This window comes from Fulvimarina fulva (assembly GCF_039652615.1).
Lineage (GTDB): Bacteria > Pseudomonadota > Alphaproteobacteria > Rhizobiales > Rhizobiaceae > Fulvimarina.
Genome location: NZ_JBDJAC010000001.1, coordinates 132966 through 157887 on the forward strand (window position 1 = coordinate 132966; position 24922 = coordinate 157887).

The 24922-nt window shown below is 61.0% G+C and carries 26 protein-coding genes and 1 pseudogene; 17 read left to right on the forward strand and 10 right to left on the reverse strand.

Annotated features, from left to right (window positions below; genetic code table 11):
- Window positions 1–191: 191 nt before the first annotated feature.
- Together mgtE and ABDX79_RS00565 are read left to right on the forward strand one after the other, a co-directional pair.
- Window positions 192–1604: a magnesium transporter gene (mgtE, locus tag ABDX79_RS00560; protein WP_346218314.1), complete on the forward strand. Its 1413-nt coding sequence runs from the start codon at window positions 192–194 to the stop codon at window positions 1602–1604.
- A gap of 119 nt (window positions 1605–1723) precedes the next feature.
- A complete protein-coding gene (locus ABDX79_RS00565) occupies window positions 1724–2131 on the forward strand; it encodes a MerR family transcriptional regulator (protein ID WP_346218315.1) in 408 nt (135 codons plus the stop codon).
- Window positions 2132–2216: 85 nt separating this feature from the next.
- Here ABDX79_RS00565 and ABDX79_RS00570 read toward each other — a convergent pair whose 3' ends face one another.
- A complete protein-coding gene (locus tag ABDX79_RS00570) occupies window positions 2217–3233 on the reverse strand; it encodes a heparan-alpha-glucosaminide N-acetyltransferase (protein ID WP_346218316.1) in 1017 nt (338 codons plus the stop codon).
- Between the two features lie 100 nt (window positions 3234–3333).
- Between ABDX79_RS00570 and ABDX79_RS00575 the strand changes: the two genes are divergently transcribed.
- Genes ABDX79_RS00575 through ABDX79_RS00585 form a run of 3 tightly spaced genes read left to right on the forward strand, consistent with a single transcriptional unit; the run spans window position 3334 to window position 6347 of the window.
- The gene (locus ABDX79_RS00575; protein WP_346218317.1) at window positions 3334–4164 is read left to right on the forward strand and encodes an aldo/keto reductase; all 831 of its coding nucleotides are present in this window, start codon (window positions 3334–3336) and stop codon (window positions 4162–4164) included.
- The gene (locus ABDX79_RS00580; protein ID WP_346218318.1) at window positions 4164–5528 is read left to right on the forward strand and encodes a mechanosensitive ion channel family protein; all 1365 of its coding nucleotides are present in this window, start codon (window positions 4164–4166) and stop codon (window positions 5526–5528) included. Before ABDX79_RS00575 ends, ABDX79_RS00580 begins: the two co-directional genes overlap by 1 nt.
- A gap of 6 nt (window positions 5529–5534) precedes the next feature.
- Window positions 5535–6347, forward strand: coding sequence for a YdcF family protein (locus ABDX79_RS00585; protein ID WP_346218319.1), 813 nt, complete (start codon window positions 5535–5537; stop codon window positions 6345–6347).
- Between the two features lie 111 nt (window positions 6348–6458).
- Here the strand turns inward: ABDX79_RS00585 and ABDX79_RS00590 are convergent.
- Together ABDX79_RS00590 and ABDX79_RS00595 are read right to left on the reverse strand one after the other, a co-directional pair.
- A pseudogene (locus ABDX79_RS00590) lies at window positions 6459–6686 on the reverse strand (DUF3253 domain-containing protein); the annotation flags it as partial.
- A gap of 62 nt (window positions 6687–6748) precedes the next feature.
- Window positions 6749–7456 (reverse strand): DUF599 domain-containing protein, encoded by a 708-nt coding sequence (locus ABDX79_RS00595; protein ID WP_346218320.1) that lies wholly within the window; start codon window positions 7454–7456, stop codon window positions 6749–6751.
- A 562-nt stretch (window positions 7457–8018) separates the two neighbouring features.
- Here ABDX79_RS00595 and ABDX79_RS00600 point away from each other — a divergent pair.
- Window positions 8019–8441: a DUF1489 family protein gene (locus ABDX79_RS00600; RefSeq protein ID WP_346218321.1), complete on the forward strand. Its 423-nt coding sequence runs from the start codon at window positions 8019–8021 to the stop codon at window positions 8439–8441.
- 139 nt (window positions 8442–8580) lie between these two features.
- On the opposite strand, the gene ABDX79_RS00605 is transcribed toward ABDX79_RS00600, so the two are convergent.
- Together ABDX79_RS00605 and ABDX79_RS00610 are read right to left on the reverse strand one after the other, a co-directional pair.
- Complete coding sequence (locus ABDX79_RS00605) at window positions 8581–8826, reverse strand: hypothetical protein (protein ID WP_346218322.1); 246 nt, start codon at window positions 8824–8826, stop codon at window positions 8581–8583.
- 95 nt (window positions 8827–8921) lie between these two features.
- Entirely contained in the window at window positions 8922–10331 is a 1410-nt protein-coding gene (locus ABDX79_RS00610; RefSeq protein ID WP_346218323.1) for a D-alanyl-D-alanine carboxypeptidase, read from the reverse strand.
- Between the two features lie 449 nt (window positions 10332–10780).
- On the opposite strand from ABDX79_RS00610, the gene ABDX79_RS00615 reads away from it, so the two are divergent.
- The 5 genes from ABDX79_RS00615 (at window position 10781) to ABDX79_RS00635 (ending at window position 15646) form a co-directional block, all read left to right on the forward strand.
- Complete coding sequence (locus ABDX79_RS00615; protein ID WP_346218324.1) at window positions 10781–11164, forward strand: phasin family protein; 384 nt, start codon at window positions 10781–10783, stop codon at window positions 11162–11164.
- A gap of 409 nt (window positions 11165–11573) precedes the next feature.
- Window positions 11574–11900, forward strand: a complete 327-nt coding sequence (gene clpS, locus ABDX79_RS00620) for an ATP-dependent Clp protease adapter ClpS (RefSeq protein WP_346218869.1) — start codon at window positions 11574–11576, stop codon at window positions 11898–11900.
- Window positions 11901–11908: 8 nt separating this feature from the next.
- A complete protein-coding gene (clpA, locus tag ABDX79_RS00625) occupies window positions 11909–14407 on the forward strand; it encodes an ATP-dependent Clp protease ATP-binding subunit ClpA (protein WP_346218325.1) in 2499 nt (832 codons plus the stop codon).
- A gap of 139 nt (window positions 14408–14546) precedes the next feature.
- Window positions 14547–15290 (forward strand): AzlC family ABC transporter permease, encoded by a 744-nt coding sequence (locus tag ABDX79_RS00630; RefSeq protein ID WP_346218326.1) that lies wholly within the window; start codon window positions 14547–14549, stop codon window positions 15288–15290.
- Entirely contained in the window at window positions 15287–15646 is a 360-nt protein-coding gene (locus ABDX79_RS00635) for an AzlD domain-containing protein (protein ID WP_346218327.1), read from the forward strand. The genes ABDX79_RS00630 and ABDX79_RS00635 overlap by 4 nt, the downstream gene beginning before the upstream one ends.
- 3 nt (window positions 15647–15649) lie before the next feature.
- Here the strand turns inward: ABDX79_RS00635 and ABDX79_RS00640 are convergent, their stop codons facing one another.
- From ABDX79_RS00640 to ABDX79_RS00660, 5 genes are all read right to left on the reverse strand, one after another.
- Entirely contained in the window at window positions 15650–16072 is a 423-nt protein-coding gene (locus ABDX79_RS00640) for an HIT family protein (protein WP_346218328.1), read from the reverse strand.
- Window positions 16073–16167: 95 nt separating this feature from the next.
- Window positions 16168–16785, reverse strand: coding sequence for a DedA family protein (locus ABDX79_RS00645; RefSeq protein WP_346218329.1), 618 nt, complete (start codon window positions 16783–16785; stop codon window positions 16168–16170).
- A 242-nt stretch (window positions 16786–17027) separates the two neighbouring features.
- The gene (locus ABDX79_RS00650; RefSeq protein WP_346218330.1) at window positions 17028–18242 is read right to left on the reverse strand and encodes a GNAT family N-acetyltransferase; all 1215 of its coding nucleotides are present in this window, start codon (window positions 18240–18242) and stop codon (window positions 17028–17030) included.
- Window positions 18243–18303: 61 nt separating this feature from the next.
- Entirely contained in the window at window positions 18304–19047 is a 744-nt protein-coding gene (locus tag ABDX79_RS00655) for a glycerophosphodiester phosphodiesterase family protein (RefSeq protein WP_346218331.1), read from the reverse strand.
- On the reverse strand, window positions 19044–19511 hold the full coding sequence (locus tag ABDX79_RS00660; protein ID WP_346218332.1) for a RidA family protein: 468 nt from the start codon (window positions 19509–19511) through the stop codon (window positions 19044–19046). Before ABDX79_RS00660 ends, ABDX79_RS00655 begins: the two co-directional genes overlap by 4 nt.
- 119 nt (window positions 19512–19630) lie before the next feature.
- Between ABDX79_RS00660 and ABDX79_RS00665 the strand changes: the two genes are divergently transcribed.
- From ABDX79_RS00665 to ABDX79_RS00690, 6 genes are all read left to right on the forward strand, one after another.
- Window positions 19631–20500: an EipB family protein gene (locus tag ABDX79_RS00665; RefSeq protein ID WP_346218333.1), complete on the forward strand. Its 870-nt coding sequence runs from the start codon at window positions 19631–19633 to the stop codon at window positions 20498–20500.
- A 192-nt stretch (window positions 20501–20692) separates the two neighbouring features.
- A complete protein-coding gene (gene rpsB, locus ABDX79_RS00670) occupies window positions 20693–21547 on the forward strand; it encodes a 30S ribosomal protein S2 (protein WP_346218334.1) in 855 nt (284 codons plus the stop codon).
- Window positions 21548–21692: 145 nt separating this feature from the next.
- Entirely contained in the window at window positions 21693–22616 is a 924-nt protein-coding gene (gene tsf / locus ABDX79_RS00675) for a translation elongation factor Ts (RefSeq protein WP_346218335.1), read from the forward strand.
- Between the two features lie 199 nt (window positions 22617–22815).
- Window positions 22816–23535: a UMP kinase gene (pyrH, locus tag ABDX79_RS00680; RefSeq protein WP_346218336.1), complete on the forward strand. Its 720-nt coding sequence runs from the start codon at window positions 22816–22818 to the stop codon at window positions 23533–23535.
- Window positions 23536–23582: 47 nt separating this feature from the next.
- On the forward strand, window positions 23583–24140 hold the full coding sequence (gene frr / locus ABDX79_RS00685) for a ribosome recycling factor (protein ID WP_346218337.1): 558 nt from the start codon (window positions 23583–23585) through the stop codon (window positions 24138–24140).
- A gap of 85 nt (window positions 24141–24225) precedes the next feature.
- Window positions 24226–24912: an isoprenyl transferase gene (locus ABDX79_RS00690; RefSeq protein ID WP_463671101.1), complete on the forward strand. Its 687-nt coding sequence runs from the start codon at window positions 24226–24228 to the stop codon at window positions 24910–24912.
- Window positions 24913–24922 lie beyond the last annotated feature (10 nt).

Here is a 24922-nt window from a genome sequence, read left to right on the forward strand (position 1 = left end):
TATAATGCGAAAAAAAAACGTCCGACGCCGAAAGGGCAGCGGGAGCGTTCGAATTTTGGCTCGGCTATTGCAAGTCGTTGCAAGTGTTAAGTCTCGCAGTGCTGCAAGCCGTCTTTTCCTGATGAGCGAATCCCTCTAGAGCCTCAACCCAATGTTTGAGCGACGAACGTGCGTTCGGGAAAGGGAGGGCCATGGCCGAAACTCTGGAAGCCCATCGCAGGTCCGACCAGGCGCACGACCTCGGCATCTACGACGAGGACGGCTTCGTCGAGGTGAGCTTCCTTCGGCGAATCGAGGCTCTTGTCGAGGCAAAGGACGCCGCGACCCTGAAGTCGCTCGTCGCACCGCTCCACGAATCCGAACTCGGCGATATTCTCGAGACCCTCGATGCGGAGCCGCGTCAGGGGCTCGTGAGCCTGCTTGGTGAGGATTTCGACTATTCCGCGCTGACCGAGGTCGACGAGGCAATTCGACTGTCGATCGTCGAGGCGATGCCGAATCCGCAGATCGCGGCCGCGCTCGGCGAGCTCGATTCGGACGACGCGGTCTACATTCTGGAGGATATCGAGGAGGAGGACCGCAAGGAAATTCTCGCAGCGCTGCCGTTCCGCGAGCGCATGCGGCTGCGGCGTTCCCTTGAATATCCCGAGGAGTCCGCCGGCCGGCGCATGCAGACGGAATACGTCGCGGTGCCACCTTACTGGTCCGTGGGCCAGACGATCGACTACATGCGCGAGGACGACGACCTGCCGACCTCCTTCGCGCAGATCTTCGTCGTCGATCCCATGATGAAGCTGATCGGCGCGGTGGAACTCGATCGCATTCTCAGGGCGAAGCGCCCGGAGAAGATCGAAGACATCATGCATGATACGCGCCATGCGATTCCGGCCGAGATGGACCAGGAAGAGGCGGCGCAGATCATCGAGCAGTACGACCTTCTGTCGGCGGCCGTGGTCGACAAGGACGAGCGGCTCGTCGGTGTGCTGACCATCGACGATGTAATCGACATCGTTCAGGCCGAGGCCGAAGAGGATATCAAGCGCCTCGGTGGTGTCGGCGACGAAGAGATTTCCGATACCGTGCTGACGGCTGTCCGCTCGCGCTTCACATGGCTCTTGGTCAATCTTGCCACGGCGATCCTAGCCTCTTTGGTGATCGGGATCTTCGATGCGCCGATCCAGCAGATGGTGGCGCTGGCCGTTCTGATGCCCATCGTTGCGTCCATGGGCGGCAATGCGGGCACCCAGACCATGACCGTTGCCGTGAGGGCGCTTGCTTCGCGAGATATCGACCTTCGAAACGCCGGCCGAATCATCCGGCGCGAAAGCATCATCGGTCTCCTGAACGGCATGATCTTCGCCGTGGTCATCGGCGCAGTCGCGGCGATCTGGTTCCAGAATCCGGGACTTGGTATGGTGATCGGGATCGCGATGGTCGTCAACATGATCGCGGCGGCCCTTGCCGGCATCCTGATTCCGCTGGTTCTCGACAATCTTGGGGCCGACCCGGCGCTCGCCTCCGGCACTTTCGTGACCACGGTCACGGATGTCGTCGGTTTCTTCGCTTTTCTGGGTCTGGCGGCGTGGTGGTTCGGTCTCGGATAGGTCTGCGGTGACCGATCAGCGTTTTATTCCAGACCTTTCAAGCTTCGAGCGAACAAAGATTTGACTCTTCGGCACGCCTGCGATCAGGCTTTTGCTAAAAGAAGGCGCGCGTTCTCATCATGGAAGAGTTTTTTTCGATAACCGACCTTACGCAGGAATTCGGTGTTTCGACGCGGACGATCCGCTTTTACGAGGATGAAGGGCTGATTCATCCGGTGCGCCGTGGCCGGACGCGGCTTTTCAGGCAGTCCGATCGCACCTTGTTGCGCAATATCCTGCGAGGCAAGCGGCTTGGGTTTTCAATCGCCGAGCTGCGCGAGATCGTCGATATGTACAAGGCGCCGCCCGGCGAATCCGGTCAGCTGCAATCCATCCTGACGAAGCTGCGTCAACGGCGCGCCGAGCTCGAACAGAAAAGCCGCGATATCGACGACCTCCTGAGCGATATAAGCTCGGCCGAAGAAGCGTGTATCGAACGGCTCACGACGATCGTCGGCCGGCAGGCCGTGACGCCCGCTGATCGCTGATTCATACGAAATATCATATGAAATCCGCTTGAATCGCCTCGCGATAGCGAATTTGCGGGAGGCTCTGAGGCCGCGTCGGCTGTTTTCACGGCTGCGTCTGATCTTCGTTCATGAAGGATTCGAATGAGCAGCGCTCTGCGATCTGTCCAACGCTCCGGCGCTGCGCCTCGTCGAGTGTTCCACCCATCATCGTCGCAAAAAGATCGTTCGCTACAAGGGCATCCCTCGTGCAGCTGCAATAGCTCGCACAGAATGTCTCGCTCTGCGTTGCGAGACATGTTTGCCGGCAATCCCTGGCGAAGGACAGGTTCGGGTCGGGCGGCACGATGAGCGTCGCCAGAAAGACGAGGCCGAACAGGATCGGCTGATGGACGAGGTAGAAGGCGAGAGAGTGCCGGCCAAGGATCGCGGTGTGCCGGAGCGGTCCGAGCCTTGGATCCATTTGGCGAATGAACCGCAAGAGCTGGTAGTCGGTGGTGAGGCGGCCGGCTGCAATGCCGACAAGGACGACGCCGAAGAACGGAAAGATCGGGACGAAATCGTTCGAGAGCGGCGGCGTCGCGTTGAGGCCGATCCAGACGAGATAGGCCGGATCGAAGACCGCGCTCCTGAAGAAAACGGGCAGGGCGATGATGCCAATCCCGAGGATCAGCGCTAGCAGCCAGGGCATCCTGATGAAGAGGAGGCCGAGGAGAGACGCGACGGCGATCTGATGCAAAATGCCGAAGAAGACGAAGCTCTCGGGTGTCACGACCATCGTGACGACGGTAATCGCCAGGGCGCCCGCGACGATTTGTGCGAGCCGAAAGAGGAAGGGCCGCCACCGGATGCCCCTCGCATGGGCGAGAACCAGGCTGAACCCCACGAGGAACAGAAAACTCGAGGCAATACAGCGTGCGAAGACGATCCAGCCGCCGCTGGTCGCAAGGCCACGCGTCACATAGCCGAAATTGTCGAGGTCCCAGGTGAAATGATAGATCGCCATTGCGATTAGCGCGATCGCGCGCGCGACGTCGATCGTGTCGATCCGCCCGCGCTCGGCGGGGGATCGGGCGGCAGAATTTCCGGCATTTGCCGTGTCATTTCGTTTCAGATCCGCCATCGCCTACGCTTCTCGTTTTGGACCGATCCGGCCCGTGCCTATCTTCTTTAAAAGAGAGCCGGACGTCCCGGCCAGACACCAATTGAATGTGAGACCTTTCATGAAGATCATCGAAGCGCAGGGCGCGTCCATTCCGGCGCTCGGGCTCGGCACCTATACGCTGAAGGGCGAGGAATGCAGCAATCTCGTCGCCAAGGCGATTGAAACCGGCTACCGGCATATCGACGACGCGAAGATGTACGATAACGAAAAGGACGTGGGTGAGGGAATTCGTCGCAGCGGGATCGAGCGCCAGCAGCTGTTCGTGACGACGAAGGTCTGGTGGACCGAGATCACCCGCGACAAGCTGCTTCAATCGGCGAAGACCAGTATCGACGATCTCGGGATTGGCCCCGTCGATCTTCTGCTCATCCACTGGCCTAACCCGGACGTCGCGCTGGAGGAAAGTATCGACGCGTTGAACGAGACGATCTCGGAAGGGCTGACGAAACACATCGGCGTTGCCAATTTTCCGAATGCCTTGTTCCGCGAGGCCGCCACCATGTCGTCGAACCCGCTCGTGTGCAATCAGGTCGAGTATCATCCGATGCTGAGCCAGAACAGCGTGCTCGCGGCCTGCCGCGATAACGACGCCGCGATGGTCGCCTATTCGCCGATCGGCAAGGGCGGTGATCTTCTGGGCAAGGCGCCGATCGTTGAAGCGGCAAAGGCGCATGGAAAATCGCCGGCCCAGATCGTGCTTGCCTGGCATATGAGCCAGGACGGCGTCGGTGCGATCCCGCGAACCTCGAACCCCGATCGCCTCGCCGAGAATCTCGATGTTTTCGACATCGAATTGTCACCTGAGGAAATCGAGGCGATTTCCGCGCTTCAATCCCCCGCAGGACGCTTGATCGATCCGTCCTTTGCGCCGGTCTGGGATCGCGATTGATGGATATCGAGCGCCTGACGAGGCTCTGGCAGGACCTTCTCGCCCAGGCGCGGATGGCGCTCGACTTCTTCTACCAACCCTCCCAGCTGGCGCAGGTGGGGGCTGTCATCGTCTGCTATGTGCTGGCCTTCCTCGCGGACCGGGCTACGCGAAAGCCGATCGAGACCCAGGCGCGCAAGATCAAGGGCGCGCCCGGTCTGCTCAGAATTATCGTCGCCATCCGGCGGCGCATGCGGCTCGTCTTTTTCGTTCTCTTTCTCTTCCTGACGACACTGCTCGATATCAGCGCGGGCGGCCCGCGCAGCGAGATCGTGACGATCGTCTTCAATCTCGCTCTCGCGCTTCTCGTCATCTCAGTCGCCTCACGTCTGGTGCGCAACAAGCTGTTGTCGCGCTCGATTACCTGGATCGCCTGGGGAACGGCTGCCCTTTCGATCCTCGGTCTTCTGCAGCCGCTCGCGCGCCTTCTCGACTCGGCTGCCATCTATGTCGGCGACAGCCGGATCTCCGCACTCATCGTCATCAAGTCCATACTGATCCTGGCCATTACGCTCTGGATCGCCAGTGCTTTCGGCCGCTATCTCGATCGCCGCGTCCAGAGGTCGGAGGAGCTGACGCCGACGCTGCGCGTGCTGATCGGCAAGTTCCTGAAGATCGGTCTGATTCTTCTGTCGCTCGCAATCTCTCTCGCCGCCGTCGGCGTCGATCTGACGGCTCTGACAGTGTTTTCGGGTGCGATCGGCGTCGGCCTTGGATTCGGTCTCCAGAAGGTCGTGTCGAACTTCATCTCCGGCATCATCATCCTGCTCGATCGCTCGATCAAGCCGGGCGACACGATCTCGCTCGACAATACCTTCGGCTGGATCCGTGAGCTGCGGGCGCGATTTGTTTCGGTCGTCACCCGCGATGGCAAGGAATACCTGATCCCGAACGAGGATTTCATCACCAATCAGGTGATCAACTGGTCGTTCTCCAACGATCTCGTGCGGGTCGATGTGGAGTTCGGCGTCTCCTATGATTCTAACCCCCACCGGGTGATCGAAATCGCCAAGGAAGCGACGCTGTCCATCGAGCGCGTCGTCTCCCATCGCGGTGTGGTGTGCTGGATGACCGCATTCGGCTCGTCCTCGATCGACTTCATCATCCGGTTCTGGATCAAGGATGCACCGGCCGGTCTCGTCAACGTGAAAGGCGAGGTCTTGCTCGCGCTCTGGGACGCCTTCAAGGAAGAGGGCATCAACATCCCGTTCCCCCATCGCGAGATCATCATGCGCACACCGGTCGAACTCGGCGTATCGGATGCCGATCTCGAACTCCTGCGCAGGTCCCGGCGCGAACCGGACGGCGGTTCGCAGGACAAGTAGGAATTCATGTTCTTTTATCTTGCCAAGATCGGCTGGTTCGTCCTCCAGCCGCTGGTTGCGATCATTCTGATCGGCCTTGCCGGCTGGATCTCGGTTCTCTTCGGCTGGAAGAAGATCGGAAGGGCGTTCTTCGTGCTGGCCGCGCTTTCGCTGGCCATCGTCAGCATCTCCCCGCTCGGCCTTGCGATGACCGCTTATCTGGAAAACCGCTTCGAACGGCCGGCGCAGATGCCGGCCAAGGTCGACGGAATCATCGTCCTCGGCGGCGGCTTCGATACCCGGGTCGCGCGCACGCGCGGTGTCATCGAACTGAATGAAGCCGCCGATCGTGCCACGGTCGCCGCGGCGCTCGCGCGGACCTATCCGGATGCGGAGGTCCTTTTTTCAGGAGGGGTCGCGGCTGCCTTTCGCGACGATATCCCCGAGACCCAGTCGGCCGAGCAGTTCTTTCTCGGGCTTGGCCTCGATCCCAACCGCCTCAAGCTCGACGCCAAGGCGCGCGACACCTTCGAGAACGCCGTTTATGCCGAGGCGCTCGCCGACCCGCAGCCCGGCGAGACCTGGCTTCTCGTTACATCGGCCTATCACATGCCGCGCGCAATGGGCTGCTTCAGGACGGTCGGATTCGATGTCGTGCCCTATCCGGTGGACTACCGGACGCCAGCCGGCGCCGATGTATGGCAGCCTTCCACGGCGACGACGCGCAATCTGGAGAAGGTGCATTTTGCAATCCGCGAATATCTTGGGCTCGCGGCCTACCGGATTGCCGGTCGAACGGGCAGCTTCATTCCGGGGCCGGCAGAAGCGCCCAAGCCATGAACCATGGCCTCAAGAGGTGCATCGATCGTCGGATCGCGTCATGCGGCAGGGCCCGGAACGGAAGCGAGAGATCGGCTCCGGCTGATCGCCCTTCGCACCTGGGCTGCTGAGCTACCGATCTTCGCTTGGCTTTTCAGCAAGGATGGCGAGCCGGTAGATCCCCTTGAAATCGCCCGGATCGACCGGCTTGCCCTTTCGCTTGATGACGATCCGGTCTTCGCCGGCGAGCCTGACCGCCTCCCGGCGGATGTCCGGCATGAGCTTGCGCCATTCTTTTTCGTTCGGACCGGCGAGCGCGCGGGCAACCTCCGACGGGCAGACGGTTTTGTCGGGCCCACGCGTCTAGCAGAGATCGAGAATGCTGCGGCCGACCGCCGTGCTTTGGGCTGCGTCCGCCACACTCATTGAGGCGACTTCCGGTCGTGGGACGCCTGAAGAGCCTTCACCGCCGGAGAACGGAATTGCCGGTTCGCGATGATCGCGACGACAAACACTGTTGAGGCGAGAAGGACATAGGGACCCAGAAACCAGCCAAGATAGGCCAGCGCGAAGAAGATCGCGCGCAGCCCGGAATTGAAGTTATGGCCGGCGACGACGTTCAGGGAGATGGCTCGATCGAGGGCCCGCTGAGCGTCGTCGGTTTCGCTTTCGGCGTCGGAGCGCATCGGCAGCGCGCCGATGAGAATCGCGCAGTAATTGAAGAGCCGATAGGACCAGGCAAACTTGAAGAAGCCATAGGCGAAGATCACGACGAGGCCGAGAAGCTTGATCTCTACGAGAATGCGGTTCGACGTGCCGGCGATCGAGATGTCGGAAGAGATTTCGGCAATGATCTCCGCAGAACCCAGAAGCGCGAAACAGCCGCCGATCGCAAAGATGCATGTCGAGGCGAAGAAACCCGTTCCCTGCTGAAGCGAGGCGAGCACCGCCGTATCGATCATCCTGAGGTCGCGGGATAGGGCGGTGCGCATCCAGCGCGCACGCTCCTCGTTCATCAGTGAGGAGAGGCTTCCACCGGACTTCGCTGTGGCATCGGTCAGCCGGTTATAGCCCATCCAGATCGCGAGATAGAAGGCGAGCGCCGTGATGTCGGTCCAGTCAAGAAACATGGCTTCCTTGATAGCGATGCAGGAAGGTGACGGCTAGGTGAAATTCTCTATCGATCGAGAGGCGATATTGCTGATGGCATAGCCGATATGCAAAAAAGATAGGGACGATAACCATTTGGAAAATATGGTTAATTTCTCAAAGGCCTGTGGCGTAAGAGTGAGGTAAGGTCGCTCACCTAGATTCTCATCGTTCGCAAATCCGAAGCTCTTGCAGGCCCTCGGATTAACGTCTAATTAACGGTCTTCCAGGCCGGCGAGGGGAAACGTCGCGCACTGGTCAGGGGTTACATTTTCTAGGGTTTTTCGACTCATGGACGATAGCGTCAATACCTCGCGCTGGGGTGTGACCGTTTGGACGGTCGCTGTATTCGCAGCGTTTCTTGCATTCGGTTTTCTGTTTGCTGGCGGTGAGCCCGTCGCCGTGGCTGTAGCCGCTGGCTAAGCGAAAGACCGGGAGCGCATACCCTCTGGCTGCGAAAGCCGCGAGCCGCTCCAAATCAAACGACACGACTTCATCTCGACGGAATTCAGGGACCCGCACCGAAAGGCTGTGGGTTTTTCAATGGCACTCAATCTTCTCAAGCTGAGTGTCGGGTCTGAAACCGTCGAAGGTCTTGAAGACTTTGTCGCGCAGCGCATGCAGGGCGCCGGGACGGACTATACTTGGCACCAGACGCGCATGGTCCCCAAACGCAAGAGCGAGCTCCTCGACGGAGGCTCGATCTACTGGGTGATCAAGGGACAGATCCTCGCGCGGCAAGTCCTTCTCGATATCGAGCCGTTTACCGATGATGCCGGTGTCGGCCGATGCCGCTTCATTCTCGATCCCGTTCTGGTCAGGACCGAGCGGCATCCCAAGCGCCCGTTTCAGGGCTGGCGCTATCTGAAGAGCGAAGAGGCGCCGCCGGACCTTGCCTTCAGTGGCGAAGAGGACGGATTGCCGTCCGAGATGCGCGATGAGCTGAGCGATCTCGGCATCCTGTAAGCGTCGTGCATCTGACCAGAGCCGGAGCCTCAGAGGAGCTCCGCACTACGGCAGCTCCAAAATGAGAACGGGCGCTTCCGAAAAGCGCCCGCTCAAATCTTCGGCCATGAGCCGAAGCATCTTCGATCAGAAAACTCTGTCAGACCGTCCGGCCGAACGAGATGCGCACCGCGGCCCGTCCGTGGATACCGGTAACCTTGACGCGCGAGCGCGAGACGGGCTGCGACGCACGCCATGCACGCGCTCCATGGGACAGAAGCAGATCGACGAGGTCCTTCGGGTTGAGCCGCGAGCGAAGCGACCGCATGTCGCGAACTTCGGTGATCGGCTGAATGTTGCCGGAACGGGAATGGCCGGCGACGGCACTGGTTTGATCGAGCGACATAAGAGGTATCCCTTCCGTAAACAGGAACCGGGGCGGTTGGGAATGAAAGCGTGGGGCCGTCGGTCCGACGCTTTCGCATTGATCGGTGCAGGGCCTCAGCGAGCGACTGCGTAACAGGCGAAGTCTGCGCGTTTCAGTGCGGCGCAGGCATCCCACGCGGCATCCTTGGTCTCGAAGCCGGCGAAGCGGGCGCGGTGCAGCGTCTGCGAGCCCATGCTCACCGGCTCGGTGAACGGCTGGGCAGAGGCGAGTGGCGAGCCGACCTTGCGCTGGGCATCTCCGAGAAGCTTGTTGGCTGTTTCGACGTCTGGCGAGGCTGCGATCTGAACCACCCAGGCCGAGGACCGGGCACTCTGAGCGACTGCCCGCGAACCGATCGAGCCGGTATAGGTCGGATCGATGTTCCGGTTGCTCGGGATCGGTGCCGCGAGTGCGTTCGCCGCGCTGGCGGCCGGGATCATCAGTTTCTGGCTCGAGCTTTCGCCGACGAGCGCATTGGCAAGCGCCTGGCGACCGCGAACGGGGCGCGAGCTCGGCTGGGGCAGATCGCCACCCGAAATCTCATAGGCGGCGGCGATCCGCTGGTCTGCCGAGAGAACGCGGCCCGGACGCATGTCGGGCAGCGGGCCGGTCTGCGGCAGGTCGCCGACCGCGACCGCGAAGCGGCCTGCCTCGGTGTTCGGACGCGCCGCAATCAGCGCACCCTCGTCCCGGCGGCTTGCCTTCGGCAGGGTCCGCTGGAGGAGGTCGACCATGTGATTGTCGCGCGATCGACCCGATCGTCCCCCCATGACGACGGCGACGAGGCTCTTGCCCTCGCGCTTGATGGAGGTGACGAGGTTGAAGCCCGAGGCATTGATGTAGCCCGTCTTGATGCCGTCGACGCCATCCATGCGGCCGAGGACACGGTTGTGATTGCCGAGACGACGCCCACGGAAGTTATAGGAGCGCGTCGAAAAATATTTGTAATACTGAGGGAAGTGCTCCCGCAGCGCGAGGCCGAGTTTGGCCTGATCGCGCGCGGTCGTGCGCTGCCCGCTGTCGGGAAGCCCGTTGGCATTGCGATAGGTGGTTCTCGTCATGCCCAGCTTGTGTGCCGTGCGGGTCATCATCTCCGCAAAGTCCTTTTCAGACCCTGCGAGAAATTCAGCGAGCGTGACCGAGGCATCGTTCGCGGATTTCGTCACCAGCGAGTAGATGGCTTCCTCGACCTCGAGAGTGCCGCCGGCGGGAACGCCGATCTTCGTTGGCGGACGGCCTGCCGCATAGCGCGAGACAGGCATCTTGTCGTGCAGCGAGATCCGCTTCTTGGAAAGCGCGTCGAAGGTGAGATAGAGCGTCATCATCTTCGTCAGCGACGCCGGATAGCGATATTCGTCCGCCTGGTCCTCGTAGAGAACCTGACCGTTGTTCGCATCGATCACAAAGCCGGCATATCTGGAATTGGCATGGGCCTCGATCGGCATCGCAAGAACGGCGACAGCTCCAACTGCTGCAACACCCATCAACCTGGCCCTGCTCCAGACGCTACGCATACTCGGAATTAATCTCACGCGGGAAACCTTTGGTCTCAGTGATTGGGGCGGTTCCGGCGTGCCACATGAAAATGCTCGACATTTTGGCACGACGGGACGGCCCGCTGTTGTCCCCGATGTTAGAATTTCGAGCTTACCAATCCGTTTATGGTTGCCGAAGCCTTCCCAACATCATGAACATTGCGAGGGTCGCTATGCCGAACCGGTTTGCCGTGTTCTCGATGAAAATTTCCCCGACGAGAGCCGAGACTCTTGATTTTTTGTGCGGTGCAACATAGATTAGACATCAGACAGGCAGCAGGGGCATGCGAGTACAGATTTCGCCTCTACTGCCCGATCAATCAAATGAATGGGCGACGCCCATTGTCACCAGAGAGAAAGGGCTTCTCGCTATGAATATGTATGATGATGCCACCAAGATGACCAAAGAAGCAATGGACAACTCGCTGAAGTCCTTTGCCGCTGTCACCAAGGGTTTCCAGCAGATGGCTGCTGAAACCACCGATTTCACGAAGCGCTCCTATGAGCAGCAGGCTTCGTTCTTCGAAGAGCTGATGCAGGCGAAGACGCTCGACAAGACGATCGAGATCCAGACCGAATACGCAAAAACCGCCTATCAGGATTTTGTCGCTCAGGCCACGAAGTTGGGTGAGATCTATTCGGATACCGCCAAGGAAGCCTACAAGCCGCTCGAGGCGACGACGAGCAATGCGGTTGCGACCAGCAAGGACGTTGCCGAGAAGACGGTGAAGAAAGCCGAAGCGACCGCCGAAAAGGCAGCCGCCACCGCCAAGACCAACTGATACCGGCTCGCTGCGATCCTCGCAGCTGCGGCTAATTACCAAAGCCCGGCGCTCGCGCCGGGCTTTTTTCGTTGTGCGGCTCTATAATAGAGAAATTTGGCGATCATTGCGGCAAACCAGCGCGCGAACGATCGGCCCGGCTCGCGTCGTTGGCGGATAAGGCATCCCCGTCGGCTGAGGCTCCATGCCTTGCGTTCCGCGCTATGCCTGCAATATCGGCGGGACGGGCGCCGGCTCGCCGGGCTTCGTACTTGCGTTCCACCCGCCATTATGTCGTGCTGCAAGGGAATGAGCCATGCACCGGGGCAGACTTCAAACGAGCTATCCAATGCATACATACGAGCCGATGAGGAAATCGTACAAACCCATTGCACTCGCTCCGAATTCGGCGCTTCCTTTCGCCGTCGTCATGAAGGACGACGATGACGAGGACACGCGCGGTCCCGGTACGTCGGTGATCACGCGCGCAAAACCGAAATTACAGAAGCCGAGTCTTTACAGAGTCCTTCTTCTGAACGACGATTACACTCCGATGGAGTTCGTGATCCATGTTCTGGAGCGGTTTTTCCAGAAGGACCGCGAGGCAGCAACGCAGATCATGTTGCATGTGCATCGGCACGGGGTCGGGGAATGCGGTATCTTCACCTACGAGGTCGCGGAGACCAAGGTGACCCAGGTGATGGATTTCGCTCGTCAGCATCAACATCCGCTGCAATGCGTGATGGAAAAGAATTGAGGTGAAGCTTGCCGACATTTTCTGAAAGCCTTGAGAAGTCGCTTCATCAAGCGTTGACGCTTGCGAACGAACGCCATCAGGAATTTGCCACTCTCGAACATTTGCTGCTCGCGCTGGTCGAGGATAGCGACGCGGCGGCCGTCATGCGCGGGTGCAACGTCGATCTGACCGCTTTGAAGAGCAATCTGCTCGGTTATATCGATAACGAACTCTCCAACCTCGTGACGGGGCATGGCGAGGAGTCCAAGCCGACGGCTGGCTTCCATCGCGTGATTCAGCGCGCGGTGATCCATGTCCAGTCCTCGGGGCGCGAGGAGGTGACGGGCGCGAACGTGCTCGTCGCGATCTTCGCCGAACGGGAAAGCCATGCGGCCTACTTCCTGCAGGAACAGGAGATGACCCGCTACGATGCGGTGAATTTCATTTCGCATGGGATCGCCAAGCGGCCCGGCGGTTCCGAGAGCCGTCCCGTTCGCGGAGCAGAAGAGGATCAGCAGACCGTTGGTCCGGAGGAAGAGGGCAAGCGCAAGGGCCAGGACGCCCTGACTGCCTACTGCGTGAACCTGAACGAGAAGGCGCGCCGCGGGAAGATCGACCCGCTCATCGGGCGGGCCGACGAGATCAACCGCACGATCCAGGTCCTGTGCCGCCGCTCGAAGAACAATCCGCTTTATGTGGGTGATCCGGGTGTCGGCAAGACGGCGATCGCGGAAGGTCTCGCCAAGCGGATCATCGACGGCGACGTGCCCGAAGTGCTTCAGGACGCGACCATCTTCTCACTCGACATGGGCACGCTGCTCGCGGGCACGCGCTATCGCGGCGACTTCGAGGAGCGGCTGAAGCAGGTCGTGAAGGAGCTCGAGGATTTTCCGGGTGCCGTCCTCTTCATCGACGAGATCCATACGGTGATCGGTGCTGGTGCGACGTCGGGCGGGGCGATGGATGCCTCGAACCTCTTGAAGCCGGCACTCTCCTCCGGTGCGATCCGCTGTATCGGCTCGACGACCTACAAGGAGTATCGCCAGTTCTTCGAGAAGGACCGGGCGCTGGTTCGGCGGTTCCAGAAGATCGACGTGAACGAGCCTTCCGTGGAGGACGCGATCTCGATCCTCACGGGCCTGAAGCCTTATTTCGAGGACTTCCACAAGGTGAAGTTCACCAATGACGCCATCAAGTCGGCGGTCGAGCTGTCCTCGCGCTACATCAACGACCGCAAGCTGCCGGACAAGGCGATCGACGTGATCGACGAGACCGGCGCCTCGCAGATGCTGTTGACCCAATCCAAGCGGAAGAAGTCGATCGGCGTGAAGGAGATCGAAGCGACCGTCGCGACCATGGCGCGCATTCCGCCGAAGTCGGTGTCGAAGGACGACGAGGAAGTGCTCGCCAATCTTGATACGCAGCTGAAGCGGGTCGTGTACGGTCAGGATCAGGCGATCGGGGCGCTTGCCTCCGCGATCAAGCTCGCCCGTGCGGGCCTGCGCGAGCCGGACAAGCCGATCGGTTCCTACCTGTTCTCCGGCCCGACCGGCGTCGGCAAGACCGAAGTGGCCAAGCAGCTTGCGTCCACCCTGGGCGTCGAGATGATTCGCTTCGACATGTCGGAATACATGGAGCGGCATACGGTCTCGCGGCTTATCGGCGCGCCTCCTGGCTATGTCGGTTTCGATCAGGGCGGTCTCTTGACCGATGGCGTCGACCAGCATCCCCACTGTGTGCTGCTTCTGGACGAGATCGAAAAGGCCCATCCGGACCTTTTCAACATTCTCCTCCAGGTGATGGACCATGGGAAGCTGACGGACCACAATGGAAAGCAGATCGACTTCCGGAACGTGATCCTGATCATGACGACGAATGCCGGTGCTGCCGAAATGCAGAAGTCGGCGATCGGGTTCGGGTCCTCCAAGCGCACCGGCGCCGACGAGGAAGCGATCAATCGGATGTTCACGCCGGAGTTCCGCAACCGGCTCGACGCCATCATCCCGTTCGGTGCGCTTCCGACGCCTGTCATCCATCAGGTCGTCGAGAAGTTCGTCATGCAGCTCGAAGCACAGCTTTCCGAGCGGAACGTGATCTTCGAACTGACCCCGGACGCCATTTCATGGCTCGCCGAGAAGGGTTACGACGAGCAGATGGGTGCGCGTCCGCTTGGCCGGGTGATCCAGGAGCACATCAAGAAGCCGCTGGCGGATGAAGTGCTCTTCGGTAAGCTCAAGCATGGCGGTACGGTGAAGGTCTCGATCACCGAGGACGAGAACGGTGCGAAATCGATCGCGCTCGAATCGATCCCCGACGAGACGCGTCCGAAGCCGAAGACGTCCAAGCGCAAGCGTGATCTTGTCGCGGCGGATGGTTCGGAGGTCGAGGATTTCGACGAAGAGGACGACGATCTCGACGAGGGCGACGGCGAAACTGCCGCCTCCGAGGCCGAGGAGCCAGACGCTTCCGCCTCCGCGCGCAGTGGCGGCAGCAGCGGCCTGCCGAAGGTTCCGCCGAAGTCATCCTGACCGGCGCATCGTCACAGGCAATCGATCGAGGGGCTGCCGAAAGGCGGCCCCTTTTTCATGAGTGGTTTCGATGAAGGTCCATCGCGCCATGAATTCGGACGACCAAATGCGCCAATCGGACTGCGGAAAAGACGATGGAATGACGGCGGTTGAGAGCGACCCGGCTGGGGGCGAGGGCGGTCTTTACTGGTTTCGTCAGGGTGCGAAAGGATTGCTGACCCCGCCGGCCTTCATTCTGTTTGCGGCCTTTCTCGGCTTTGCCGGGCTCTGCCGGGAGGCCGGTATCACCTGGCTTCAATCGGCGTTCATGACCGCGACGATCTGGGCCTTGCCGGCGCAGATTATCATCCTCGGTGCGAGCACGGCCGGCACATCGCTTCTTGCCGCGGCCTTCGCGGTCGGGCTGTCCTCGGTGCGTCTGATGCCGATGGTCGTCGCTTGGTCCCCTGAAATGAAGGGGCCGAAGACGCGCACGCGCACGCTGCTTTTCCTGTCGCATTTCGTTGCGGTGACCGGCTGGGTCTTCGCGATGGAAAAACTGAAGGACGTGCCGCGCCCGTACCGCACCCTTTTCTTTGCCGGATTTGCTGTCCCCCTGACGACGATCAATACCGTTCTGGTCGCGGTCGTCTTTAACGTGATGGATGAACTGCCGGCGCCGGCGACCGGAGCGCTCGCCTTCCTGACGCCCACCTATTTTCTCTGCTCGCTCTATGGCTCGGCCCGTGAGGCCTCGGGCCGGATCGCGCTGTTCGCCGGGATGGCGGTATTGCCGCTCGGCCACGTGCTGACACCGGGCTTCGAAATCCTGTTTGCGGGCATCGGGGGTGGGGCGGCCGCCTATGTCATCGGCCGGACGATCGAGGGGCGTCGTCTTCGATGAGCGGCGACTGGAGCTATTACGGCATCGCCGCTGACTGGTGGCCCTTCGCCTTCATCGTGCTGGCGGGAGCACTGCCGACTTATGTCTGGCGTTTTCTAGGGGTTCTGTCGTCCGGTAAGCTCGATGAAACCTCGCCCGTCGCTTCGATCTCGCGGACCGTCGCGACGGCGCTGGTTTCGGCCGTCATTGGACAGCTGGTCTTCTATCCGTCGGGCTCGCTGGCCGATATTCCCCTGGCGATCCGCGCCGGGGCATTGGCAACGGCCTTCGCAGTCTATCTTGCGGGGAGCAACCGGCTCTGGCCGGCGATTCTCGCGGCAGAACTGGTGATCCTTGGATGGGTCGCGATTGGTTGAGCTCTATTCGAGCGCGGCCTTGATCGCCTCGCCATGCGCTTTCAGCGTTTCCTGATCGACCTCGCCGGCCGCATGCTTCTTGCGTTCGACGCCGTTATAGACCGGGATCACATGGAAGTGCAGATGGAAAACCGTCTGTCCGGCCTCCGCTTCGTTGAACTGGACGAGCTGCACGCCGTCGGCGCTGAACGCCTTTTTCGCCGCGCGCGCGATCTTCGCGACGACAGGAATGGTCTTTGACAGAACATCGTCCGACGCATCGAGCATGTTGCGGCTCGGAGCCTTCGGGATGATGAGGCAATGGCCCTTCGATTCCGGCATGATATCCATGATGACCATGGTATTGTCATCCTCATGGACCTTGATCGCCGGGATCTCGCCCCGGATCATCTTGGCGAAGATGTTGCTGTCGTCATAGGCGGTCATGAATGGTCTCACGTCTGTTGTTTCGAATCCCAGTGTAGCGGCGGCGGCCCGCGTTTCCATGGCCGTCCAGACGATCAACCGTCTTTCCTCTGAAATCAGGATGCTCGATCAGCCTTCTTTGCCCGATATCGCTGGCGGACATACCAGACAATTGCGGCGAGGATTGCCGCCACCATCACGGCGTCCGCGATATGGAACGCGGTCGAGAGGGCCGGGCTGTCGTTCCAATGCTCGCCAAGCGTCATTCCGATCCAGGCAAGACCGAGGCACCACGGGAATGACCCGGCGAAGGTGTAGAGATGGAACTTCACGCGGTTCATGCCGGTCATACCGGCGGGGAGGGCGACGAAGGTGCGCACGATCGGAAGCATGCGACTGAAGAAGACGGCACGTGAGCCGTAGCGCGCGAAGAAGCGATCAGCCAATTTCAGTTCGTGGGCGCCGAAGATCGAGTGACGGGTCCAGCGTTCGATCACCTGGCGTCCGCCGCGAGCGCCGACCTCATACGCGACGAACGAGCCGAGATTGCAACCGATGGTTCCGGCGAAGGCGACCGCCCACAGGCTCATTGTCCCTTTGAAGACGAGATATCCGGCGAACGGCATCACGATCTCGGACGGGATGGGCAGGCAGGCCGATTCCAGGGCCATGAGCAGCACGATGCCCGGAAGACCGAGGGCGGTCATCACGGCGGTCAGGGCTGAGGTCAGCATTGCGAACATATCTGGAGACGCCTCTGAAGACCCGAAAAGCCTGTTCGAGCGGTCGGGCCGACAGGCAGTCAACTCGCTGTTACTGAATTCGATTTATCCGGGGGCAGTCATCAAGGCTCGCAAGGCGCGGGAGCCACTCTGGCACGTGACATCGGCAAGCGATCGAACGGGCTTCGGCTCAGCGGATGGTGAAGCGCTTCACAATCGATTCGCGGCGAAACAAACGCCCCGGACGAGCTTATCTACTCTTCCCTCTTGCCCTTTTTGAACGGCGTGTGCCCTCCCAGAAGCTCGTTCATATGTTCGACCTCGGCGCGCTCGGCTTCCAGATAATCGGCGATGGCGGCGCGCAGGCCGGAGTGGCGGATGAAATGGGCCGAGTGGGTCGTCACCGGCTCGTAGCCGCGGGCGAGTTTGTGCTGCCCCTGAGCCCCGGCTTCGACGACGGTGAGACCATGCTCAATCGCGAAATCGATTGCCTGATGGTAGCAGACCTCGAAATGGAGGAAGGGGTGGTCTTCGATACAGCCCCAATTGCGACCATAGAGCCGGTCGGCACCGATGAAATTCAAGGCGCCGGCGATATATCGGCCTTCGCGCTTCGCCATGATCAGGAGCGTCCTGTCCGCCATCCGCTCGGTGACGAGCGAAAAGAAATGGCGGTTGAGATAGGGGCGGCCCCATTTGCGGGCCCCGGTATCCATATAGAACTCGTAGAAGGCGTCCCAGGCCTCCTCAGTGAGATCGGACCCGGTCAACCAGACGATCTCGATGCCGTTTTCGACGGCCTTTGAACGCTCCTTGCGAAGATCCTTGCGCTTGCGCGAGGAGAGGGTGTCGAGGAAGTCCTGATAGGCGGAAAAGCCGCGATTGTAGAAGTGAAACTGCTGGTCGGTTCGGTGCAGCCAGTCGGCATTTTCCATGATCGCGCGGTCTTCCTCGCGCAGAAACGTCGCGTGGGCAGAGGAGACGTTGGTCTGGTCGCAATAAGCTTCGATGCCCTGGATCAGACCGGCGCGAAAGATGTTCGCGTTCTCGCCATGGCCGACGAGAAGCCGTGGTCCGCCGGCGGGCGTGAAGGGCACCGACAACTGGAGCTTGGGATAGTATCGCCCGCCCGCCCGCTGGAAGGCATCCGCCCAACCGTAGTCGAAGACGTATTCGCCCTGACTGTGGGTCTTGGCATAGGCGGGCGCGATACCGCGAATGGTGCCGGCATCGTCCTCCAGGATCAGATGTTGCTGGAACCAGCCGGTCCGCTCGCCCACGCAGCCGGAATCTTCGAGTGCAGAAAGAAAGCCGTGGGAGAGAAACGGATTGGACGGACCGCGTGCTTCGTCGGCTAGGCTGGCGTCGTTTTCCGCCAGCCTGTTCCAGACAGCCTCATCGATCGCGTGGATGTCGTCCACGACCCGAAGGCTCAAGGAGACGGCGTCTTGGCGTGCGGCTTCGGTCATGAGAAATGAGATATGCGGAGGGCCGCGGCGCGGCAACCGCTTCAAATGGCCTCGGCCTCACTTATCCGGGATTTTCGGAAGCGGGCAGATAGGTCTCGAAGGTGATCTGGTCGCAATGGGCAAGGGCGCTGCGAGCCTCATCATCGGAGCGGATCGTCCAGCAAAGAACCGGTATACCGCGCTTGCGCAGCCCATCGGTGAAGCCGTTGGGCAGGTGCTGGTGGTCATAGGATACGAAGTCGACGCCGTTCTTCGCGACCTCTTCGTGTTCATGAATCGCCTTAACGTCATTGCCCTCGGCAGTGAGCCCGACGGGCCGATCGCCAATCATCCGGCGGCATGTTTCGACCAGCAAGGGGTCGAAGCTCATGAGCGCGGCAGAGCCGTCATAGGCAGCGAGACATTTCGCGACCGCCGCAACGAAGAGCTCGCTGTCGGTCGCCGCATTGCTCTTCAGCTCGATAAGCAGCGGCACGCGGCCCGCTACTAGCCCCAGAAACCCGTCGAAGGTCGGAATCCTCTCAGCGGTCTCACAGAGATTGAACTGCGCAAGGTCGGCGGCGTCCATAGAGCTGACCAAGCTGTCGTGACCGGTCAGCCGTGTCAGGTCGTCGTCGTGGAAAACCAGCGGTATGCCGTCACGCGATAGCTGGAGATCGCATTCGATGCCGTATCCTTCGGCGATCGCGCGATTGGCCGCCGCGCAGGAATTTTCCGGGATGGCGCGATTGCCGTCATGAAGAGCGCGATGGGCAAAGGGGCGCGCCGTCAACCACCCAGGCGCCCCCGTTTCGGTGCTGCTCATTTCAGTTCGAACAGGGCTTCGATTTCGACCGGGGCATCCAGAGGAAGGCAGGGGACTCCGACCGCCGAACGGGAATGACGCCCGATATCGCCGAGAATCTCGACCATGAAATCGGATGCACCATTCGCGACCTTGTGCTGCTCGGTGAAGGCCGGGTCGCTCGCGACGAAAACGGTGAGCTTCAGGAGGCGGCCGATCCGGTCCCAATCGCCGTCTATGGCGGCTTTCGCCTGTGCCAGGATGTTGATCGCGCAGAGCTTGGCGGCCTTCTGGCCGTCTTCGAGCGAGATCTGGGCCCCGAGCTTGCCGAGCATCGGGAGCGAGCCGCCTTCGAGCGGGAGCTGGCCCGAGGTCTGCAGCAGAGACCCGAAGGTCACGAAGGGCACGTAGTTCGCAGCCGGTGCGGCCGCCTGCGGAAGGGTGATACCGGCTTGCGTCAACCGCGTTTCGATATTGTGGGACATTCCTGAAGCATCCATCTGTTGTCCCGAAGGCTGGGACTGTATGAATGGAGCCTTCGGGCGATCTGCGAAAGTCCCGATGGCCTAGCCGAATGGCGCGAGACACGAAAGAGCCCAGACGAATGACGAGACTGAAGTTGCGACCGTCTTCGACAGCCCTCGCGGCAGCAGCGGCGCTTTGTGCCTTGCCGGTCTCCGTTTCGGCCATGGAGCTTTTCCCGCACAGGGCGGTCTACGATCTCGCCTCGAGCGGACAGTCGAGCTCGGATTTCGACTCGATCGACGGTCGCATCGTGGTCGAGGTCAAGCATGACAGCTGCGATGCCTATGAGCTCGAATATCGGTTCGTCGCCCGGTTTCTCGGCAATCAGGAACTGATCGTCGTCGATCAGCAGATCGAACTCGACGAGGCGATCGACGGCAAGACGCTGGAATTCTCCAACGTCTCGACGGTGGATGGCCTCAAGGATCAGGCTTCCATCGGCAAGGCGGTAACGGGCGACGGCAAGACCGAGGTCCGCTACGACCAGCCCTCTGACAAGACCGTGGAGATCGGTGCCGCATCCTTCCCGATCTCGCACACGCGCAATCTCATCGAGGCGGCGAAGAACGGCGAATTCATCTACGAGGCGCAGATCTTCGACGGCGATCCCGAGGCCGAGAAGCAGACCCGGTCGACATCGATCATCTCGGATATGCCCGATCGTCAGGAGGGCGCTGGCGAAGAAGCCGCCGGGGAAGGTGGCACGGAAGACAAGCCGGGCAGCGAAATCCTGGGCGGCCTGAAGAAGTGGCGCATCAGCGAAGCCTATTACGACAAAACGGGCGATGCCGATTCTGAACCGGACTTCTCAACCAGCTATACGCTCTACGAGAACGGCGTCTCGGACGCCCTTACGATGAACTTCGACGGCTACAGCCTGAGCGGGTCGATCAGTGAATTCACGCCGCTCCAGTCGGCCGACTGCTCCGACAAGCCGGTTGAAAACTAGGCGAGCACAGATCATATGAGGATCGTGTTTCGGTAGCTTCGCGTCTTGCCTTCTCGGCCAGGATGGGTTACCGGCGCGCTCATTCCACACACGGGAACGGATTTTCGCGTGCTCCAGAAAGGGCCGTTGAATTCCACCGGTGGCGATTTCTCGCTTCTCCCGTGCCAGGTCAAACCGGAAAAGGCAGGATAAATGGCACTTCCAGAATATTCCATGCGTCAGCTTCTCGAAGCCGGCGTTCACTTCGGTCACCAGACACATCGCTGGAACCCGAAAATGGCACCGTATATCTTCGGCGCCCGTAACAACATTCACATCCTTGATCTCGCGCAGACGGTTCCACTTCTGCACCGCGCCCTGCAGGCCGTGTCCGACACGGTTGCGCGCGGTGGACGCGTTCTGTTCGTCGGCACCAAGCGCCAGGCCTCCGACATCATCGCGGACGCGGCCCAGCGCTCGGCCCAGTACTACGTGAACGCCCGCTGGCTCGGCGGCATGATGACGAACTGGAAGACGATCTCCCATTCGATCAAGCGCCTTCGCACGCTCGACGAACTTCTGGCCGGTGAAGCCCAGGGCTTCACGAAGAAGGAGCGTCTGACGCTGACCCGCGAGCGCGACAAGCTCGAAACCGCGCTCGGCGGCATCCGCGATATGGGCGGTGTGCCGGACATGATGTTCATCATCGACACCAACAAGGAGTCGATCGCGATCGACGAAGCGCGCCGCCTCGGTATTCCTGTGGTCGCCGTCGTCGATTCGAACTGTGATCCCGCGCGCGTCGACTACCCGATCCCGGGCAATGACGATGCCTCCCGTGCGATTGCGCTTTACTGCGACCTGATCGCGCGCGCCGCCGTTGACGGTATCGCTCGCCAGCAGGGCGACACGGGCATGGATATCGGCGAGATGGAAGACGCGCCGGTCGAGGTTCTTGAAGAGGTCAAGACCGAAGCCGACGTTTCGGCCGAACAGCCGGGCGAAGCTGCCGCCGAGAACCAGCCGGTCGGCCAGGCCGCCCAGACGGCCGCCACTCCGGCGCCGTAATAAGCCCGACGCCTTCGAGGCGTACGCTTTCAGGCGTGGCGGGTGGCCTCGGTGACGAGGAACTGCCCGCTGCGACTTTATCTTTCGGCGCACCCGTTTCCACTAAACGCGGTGCGCCATTCTTATCGACGTGAAGGACAACGAGATGGCCATTACCGCTTCCATGGTGAAAGAGCTGCGCGAGAAGACCGGCGCAGGCATGATGGACTGCAAGACCGCGCTGAACGAGACGAACGGCGATATGGAGGCCGCGATCGACTGGCTGCGCGCGAAGGGCATTGCGAAGGCTGACAAGAAGTCTTCCCGCACCGCCGCTGAAGGCCTGATCGGCGTCGCCTCGAAGGACGGCACCGCCGTTGTCGTCGAAGTGAATTCCGAGACCGACTTCGTTGCGCGCAACGATGCGTTTCAGACGCTCGTCCGTAACGTTGCCGCGGTCGCCCTTTCGACCGACGGCACGGTCGAAGCCGTTTCGAATGCCGGTTACCCGGATGGAGACAAGTCGGTCGGCGACACGATCAAGGATCTGATCGGCACCATCGGCGAGAACATGCAGCTCCGTCGTTCGGCCCAGCTGACCGCCGTCGACGGTGCGGTTGCGACCTACATCCACAACCAGGTCGCTGACGGTGTCGGCAAGCTGGGCGTGCTGGTCGCGATCGAGACCGATGGCGACAAGGAAAAGATGGCGGCCTTCGGTCGTCAGGTTGCGATGCATGTTGCTGCGACCAACCCGCTGGCGCTTTCACCGGATCAGGTCGACGCCGAAACCGCCGAGCGTGAGAAGGCGATCTTCTCCGACCAGGCGCGCCAGTCCGGCAAGCCCGAGAACATCATCGAGAAGATGGTCGAAGGCCGGATGCGCAAGTTCTACGAGGAGGTTGCCCTCCTGAAGCAGAACTTCGTCATCAATCCCGACCTCACGGTCGAGAAGGCGCTCGAGGAAGCCGCCAAGGACGCTGGCGGTACCGCGAAGATCACCGGCTATGTGCGCTTTGCCCTTGGTGAAGGTGTCGAGCGCGAAGAAAGTGACTTCGCCGCCGAAGTGGCGGCTGCCGCCGGCCACTGAGGCGGTCGGAAAATCGATGAATTCCTGAAGGGCGTCCGCTTCACAAGCGGGCGCCCTTCCTGTATCGCAAGGGCCGTTTCGTGCGGTGTCGCCGTGCGGCACACGAAATCACTGCGGCCTCCCGTCATAGGGTACGGAGTTCCCTTCCGGTGACAATTCCGGCAGCGGACCCCCAGAGCCAGCGCGAGCGAGTTTGAATATGGCGTCAAGCATCAGATATCGACGGATTCTCCTGAAAGTATCCGGCGAAGCATTGATGGGCGACCAGGGATTCGGCATCGACGTTTCCGTCGCCGATCGCATAGCAGCCGACATCCGCGAAGCGCGCGAGCTCGGCGTCGACATCTCGATCGTCATCGGTGGGGGAAACATCTTCCGCGGCGTCGCCGTGGCATCGAAGGGCGGCGACCGCGTCACCGGCGACCACATGGGTATGCTGGCGACGGTGATCAACGCGCTCGCTCTGAGAACATCGCTGGTGAAGCTGGGTGTCGATGCGGTGGTTCTGTCGGCGATCGCGATGCCAGAGATCTGCGAGAGCTTCTCGCAGCTGAAGGCCCTGGCCCACCAGGCTGCGGGCCGCGTGGTCATCTTCGCGGGCGGGACGGGCAATCCCTTCTTTACCACTGATTCGGCGGGTGCCTTGCGTGCTGCTGAAATGGGTGCCGCCGCCTTGTTCAAGGCGACACAGGTCGACGGCATCTATTCCGCCGATCCGAAGAAGGTGCCCGATGCCGAGCGCTACGAGCATCTGACCCATGACGACGTCCTTCAGCAGGGGCTTGCCGTCATGGATGTCGCTGCAGTGGCGCTGACGCGCGAAAACAAGATACCGATCGTCGTCTTCTCGATCCACGAGAAGGGCGAGCTGGCGAAGATTTTGTCAGGGGGAGGGCGCTCCACCATCGTCAGCGACTGACAGGGCGGCAGCAACCTTCGAACGAGAATGGACATGGGAGCGGCGCGATGGCCGATTTTGACTTCGACGATCTGAAACGACGCATGGATGGCGCGATTCAGTCTTTCAAGAGCGATCTGGCCGGACTTCGCACCGGTCGTGCCTCGCCGAACCTGCTCGATCCCGTCATGGTCGAAGCCTACGGTTCGCAGATGCCGATCAATCAGGTCGCCAATATCTCTGTTCCGGAGCCACGCCTCGTCAGCGTGACGGTTTGGGACAAGCAAATGGTTGGTAAAGTCGAGCGGGCTATTCGCGAGAGCAATCTCGGTCTCAATCCGGTGACCGACGGAACGACCCTGCGTATTCCGCTGCCTGAGCTCAACGAGCAGCGGCGCAAGGAACTGGTGAAGGTTGCCCAGCAATATGCCGAGCAGGCCAAGGTTGCGGTCCGCCACGTCAGGCGTGACGGCATGGACAGCCTGAAGAAGATGGAGAAGGACGGCGACATCGGCCAGGACGATAATCGGCAGATGTCCGAGCAGGTCCAGAAGATGACAGACGACGCCGTGAGCGAGATCGACAAGACACTCGCCACGAAGGAACAAGAGATCATGCAGGTCTAGCAGGTCCTTAAGAGACCGCAGACGGCCTGAGCGAAACCGGGAAGGATCGAGCCCCGTGCGACATCCACGACACATCGCCATCATCATGGACGGCAATGGACGCTGGGCGCGGGCGCGGGGGCTGCCGCGCAGCGTCGGCCACCGCCGTGGGGTGGAGGCTGTGCGGGCAACCGTGAGAGCGGCAGGCGAACTGGGTGTCGATTACCTCACCCTGTTCGCTTTCTCCTCCGAGAACTGGAGTCGTCCCCCGGAAGAGGTCGACGAGCTTCTCGGGCTCTTGAAGATGTTCATCCGTCGGGATCTCGCCGATCTCCACAAGGAGGGTGTCCGTGTCCGGATCGTCGGGGCGCGTGACAATCTTCAGCCGGATATACGGTCTTTGCTCGAGGAGGCCGAAAATCTGACTCAGCACAATGACCGTCAGACGCTCATCGTCGCCTTCAACTACGGGGCTCGCGATGAGATTGCCCGGGCGATGAAGGCGATCGCATGCAAGGTCGCCGCCGGCGAGCTCGACGCGAATGCAATCGATGACCGGGCTGTTACCGCTCATCTCGATACCGCCGGCATTCCCGATCCCGATCTGATCATCCGCACCAGCGGCGAAATCCGACTCTCGAACTTCCTGCTCTGGCAGGCCGCTTATTCCGAATTCGTCTTCATGCCGATGAACTGGCCGGAATTCGGCAAGGAGGCTCTCGAAGCGGCAATCGGCGAATATGCCTCGCGCGACAGGCGGTTCGGGGGATTGTCCCGCGAAATCGCATCCTAATTGATACTGG

What these genes read in the sequence shown, in the direction of transcription:
- mgtE (WP_346218314.1), top strand. Translation starts at nt 192, where the DNA reads ATGGCCGAAACTCTGGAAGCCCATCGCAGGTCCGACCAGGCGCACGAC.
- ABDX79_RS00565 (WP_346218315.1), top strand. Translation starts at nt 1,724, where the DNA reads ATGGAAGAGTTTTTTTCGATAACCGACCTTACGCAGGAATTCGGTGTT.
- ABDX79_RS00570 (WP_346218316.1), bottom strand. Translation starts at nt 3,233, where the DNA reads ATGGCGGATCTGAAACGAAATGACACGGCAAATGCCGGAAATTCTGCC.
- ABDX79_RS00575 (WP_346218317.1), top strand. Translation starts at nt 3,334, where the DNA reads ATGAAGATCATCGAAGCGCAGGGCGCGTCCATTCCGGCGCTCGGGCTC.
- ABDX79_RS00580 (WP_346218318.1), top strand. Translation starts at nt 4,164, where the DNA reads ATGGATATCGAGCGCCTGACGAGGCTCTGGCAGGACCTTCTCGCCCAG.
- ABDX79_RS00585 (WP_346218319.1), top strand. Translation starts at nt 5,535, where the DNA reads ATGTTCTTTTATCTTGCCAAGATCGGCTGGTTCGTCCTCCAGCCGCTG.
- ABDX79_RS00595 (WP_346218320.1), bottom strand. Translation starts at nt 7,456, where the DNA reads ATGTTTCTTGACTGGACCGACATCACGGCGCTCGCCTTCTATCTCGCG.
- ABDX79_RS00600 (WP_346218321.1), top strand. Translation starts at nt 8,019, where the DNA reads ATGGCACTCAATCTTCTCAAGCTGAGTGTCGGGTCTGAAACCGTCGAA.
- ABDX79_RS00605 (WP_346218322.1), bottom strand. Translation starts at nt 8,826, where the DNA reads ATGTCGCTCGATCAAACCAGTGCCGTCGCCGGCCATTCCCGTTCCGGC.
- ABDX79_RS00610 (WP_346218323.1), bottom strand. Translation starts at nt 10,331, where the DNA reads ATGGGTGTTGCAGCAGTTGGAGCTGTCGCCGTTCTTGCGATGCCGATC.
- ABDX79_RS00615 (WP_346218324.1), top strand. Translation starts at nt 10,781, where the DNA reads ATGACCAAAGAAGCAATGGACAACTCGCTGAAGTCCTTTGCCGCTGTC.
- clpS (WP_346218869.1), top strand. Translation starts at nt 11,574, where the DNA reads ATGAAGGACGACGATGACGAGGACACGCGCGGTCCCGGTACGTCGGTG.
- ABDX79_RS00630 (WP_346218326.1), top strand. Translation starts at nt 14,547, where the DNA reads ATGACGGCGGTTGAGAGCGACCCGGCTGGGGGCGAGGGCGGTCTTTAC.
- ABDX79_RS00635 (WP_346218327.1), top strand. Translation starts at nt 15,287, where the DNA reads ATGAGCGGCGACTGGAGCTATTACGGCATCGCCGCTGACTGGTGGCCC.
- ABDX79_RS00640 (WP_346218328.1), bottom strand. Translation starts at nt 16,072, where the DNA reads ATGACCGCCTATGACGACAGCAACATCTTCGCCAAGATGATCCGGGGC.
- ABDX79_RS00645 (WP_346218329.1), bottom strand. Translation starts at nt 16,785, where the DNA reads ATGCTGACCTCAGCCCTGACCGCCGTGATGACCGCCCTCGGTCTTCCG.
- ABDX79_RS00650 (WP_346218330.1), bottom strand. Translation starts at nt 18,242, where the DNA reads ATGACCGAAGCCGCACGCCAAGACGCCGTCTCCTTGAGCCTTCGGGTC.
- ABDX79_RS00655 (WP_346218331.1), bottom strand. Translation starts at nt 19,047, where the DNA reads ATGAGCAGCACCGAAACGGGGGCGCCTGGGTGGTTGACGGCGCGCCCC.
- ABDX79_RS00660 (WP_346218332.1), bottom strand. Translation starts at nt 19,511, where the DNA reads ATGTCCCACAATATCGAAACGCGGTTGACGCAAGCCGGTATCACCCTT.
- ABDX79_RS00665 (WP_346218333.1), top strand. Translation starts at nt 19,631, where the DNA reads ATGACGAGACTGAAGTTGCGACCGTCTTCGACAGCCCTCGCGGCAGCA.
- rpsB (WP_346218334.1), top strand. Translation starts at nt 20,693, where the DNA reads ATGGCACTTCCAGAATATTCCATGCGTCAGCTTCTCGAAGCCGGCGTT.
- tsf (WP_346218335.1), top strand. Translation starts at nt 21,693, where the DNA reads ATGGCCATTACCGCTTCCATGGTGAAAGAGCTGCGCGAGAAGACCGGC.
- pyrH (WP_346218336.1), top strand. Translation starts at nt 22,816, where the DNA reads ATGGCGTCAAGCATCAGATATCGACGGATTCTCCTGAAAGTATCCGGC.
- frr (WP_346218337.1), top strand. Translation starts at nt 23,583, where the DNA reads ATGGCCGATTTTGACTTCGACGATCTGAAACGACGCATGGATGGCGCG.
- ABDX79_RS00690 (WP_463671101.1), top strand. Translation starts at nt 24,226, where the DNA reads ATGGACGGCAATGGACGCTGGGCGCGGGCGCGGGGGCTGCCGCGCAGC.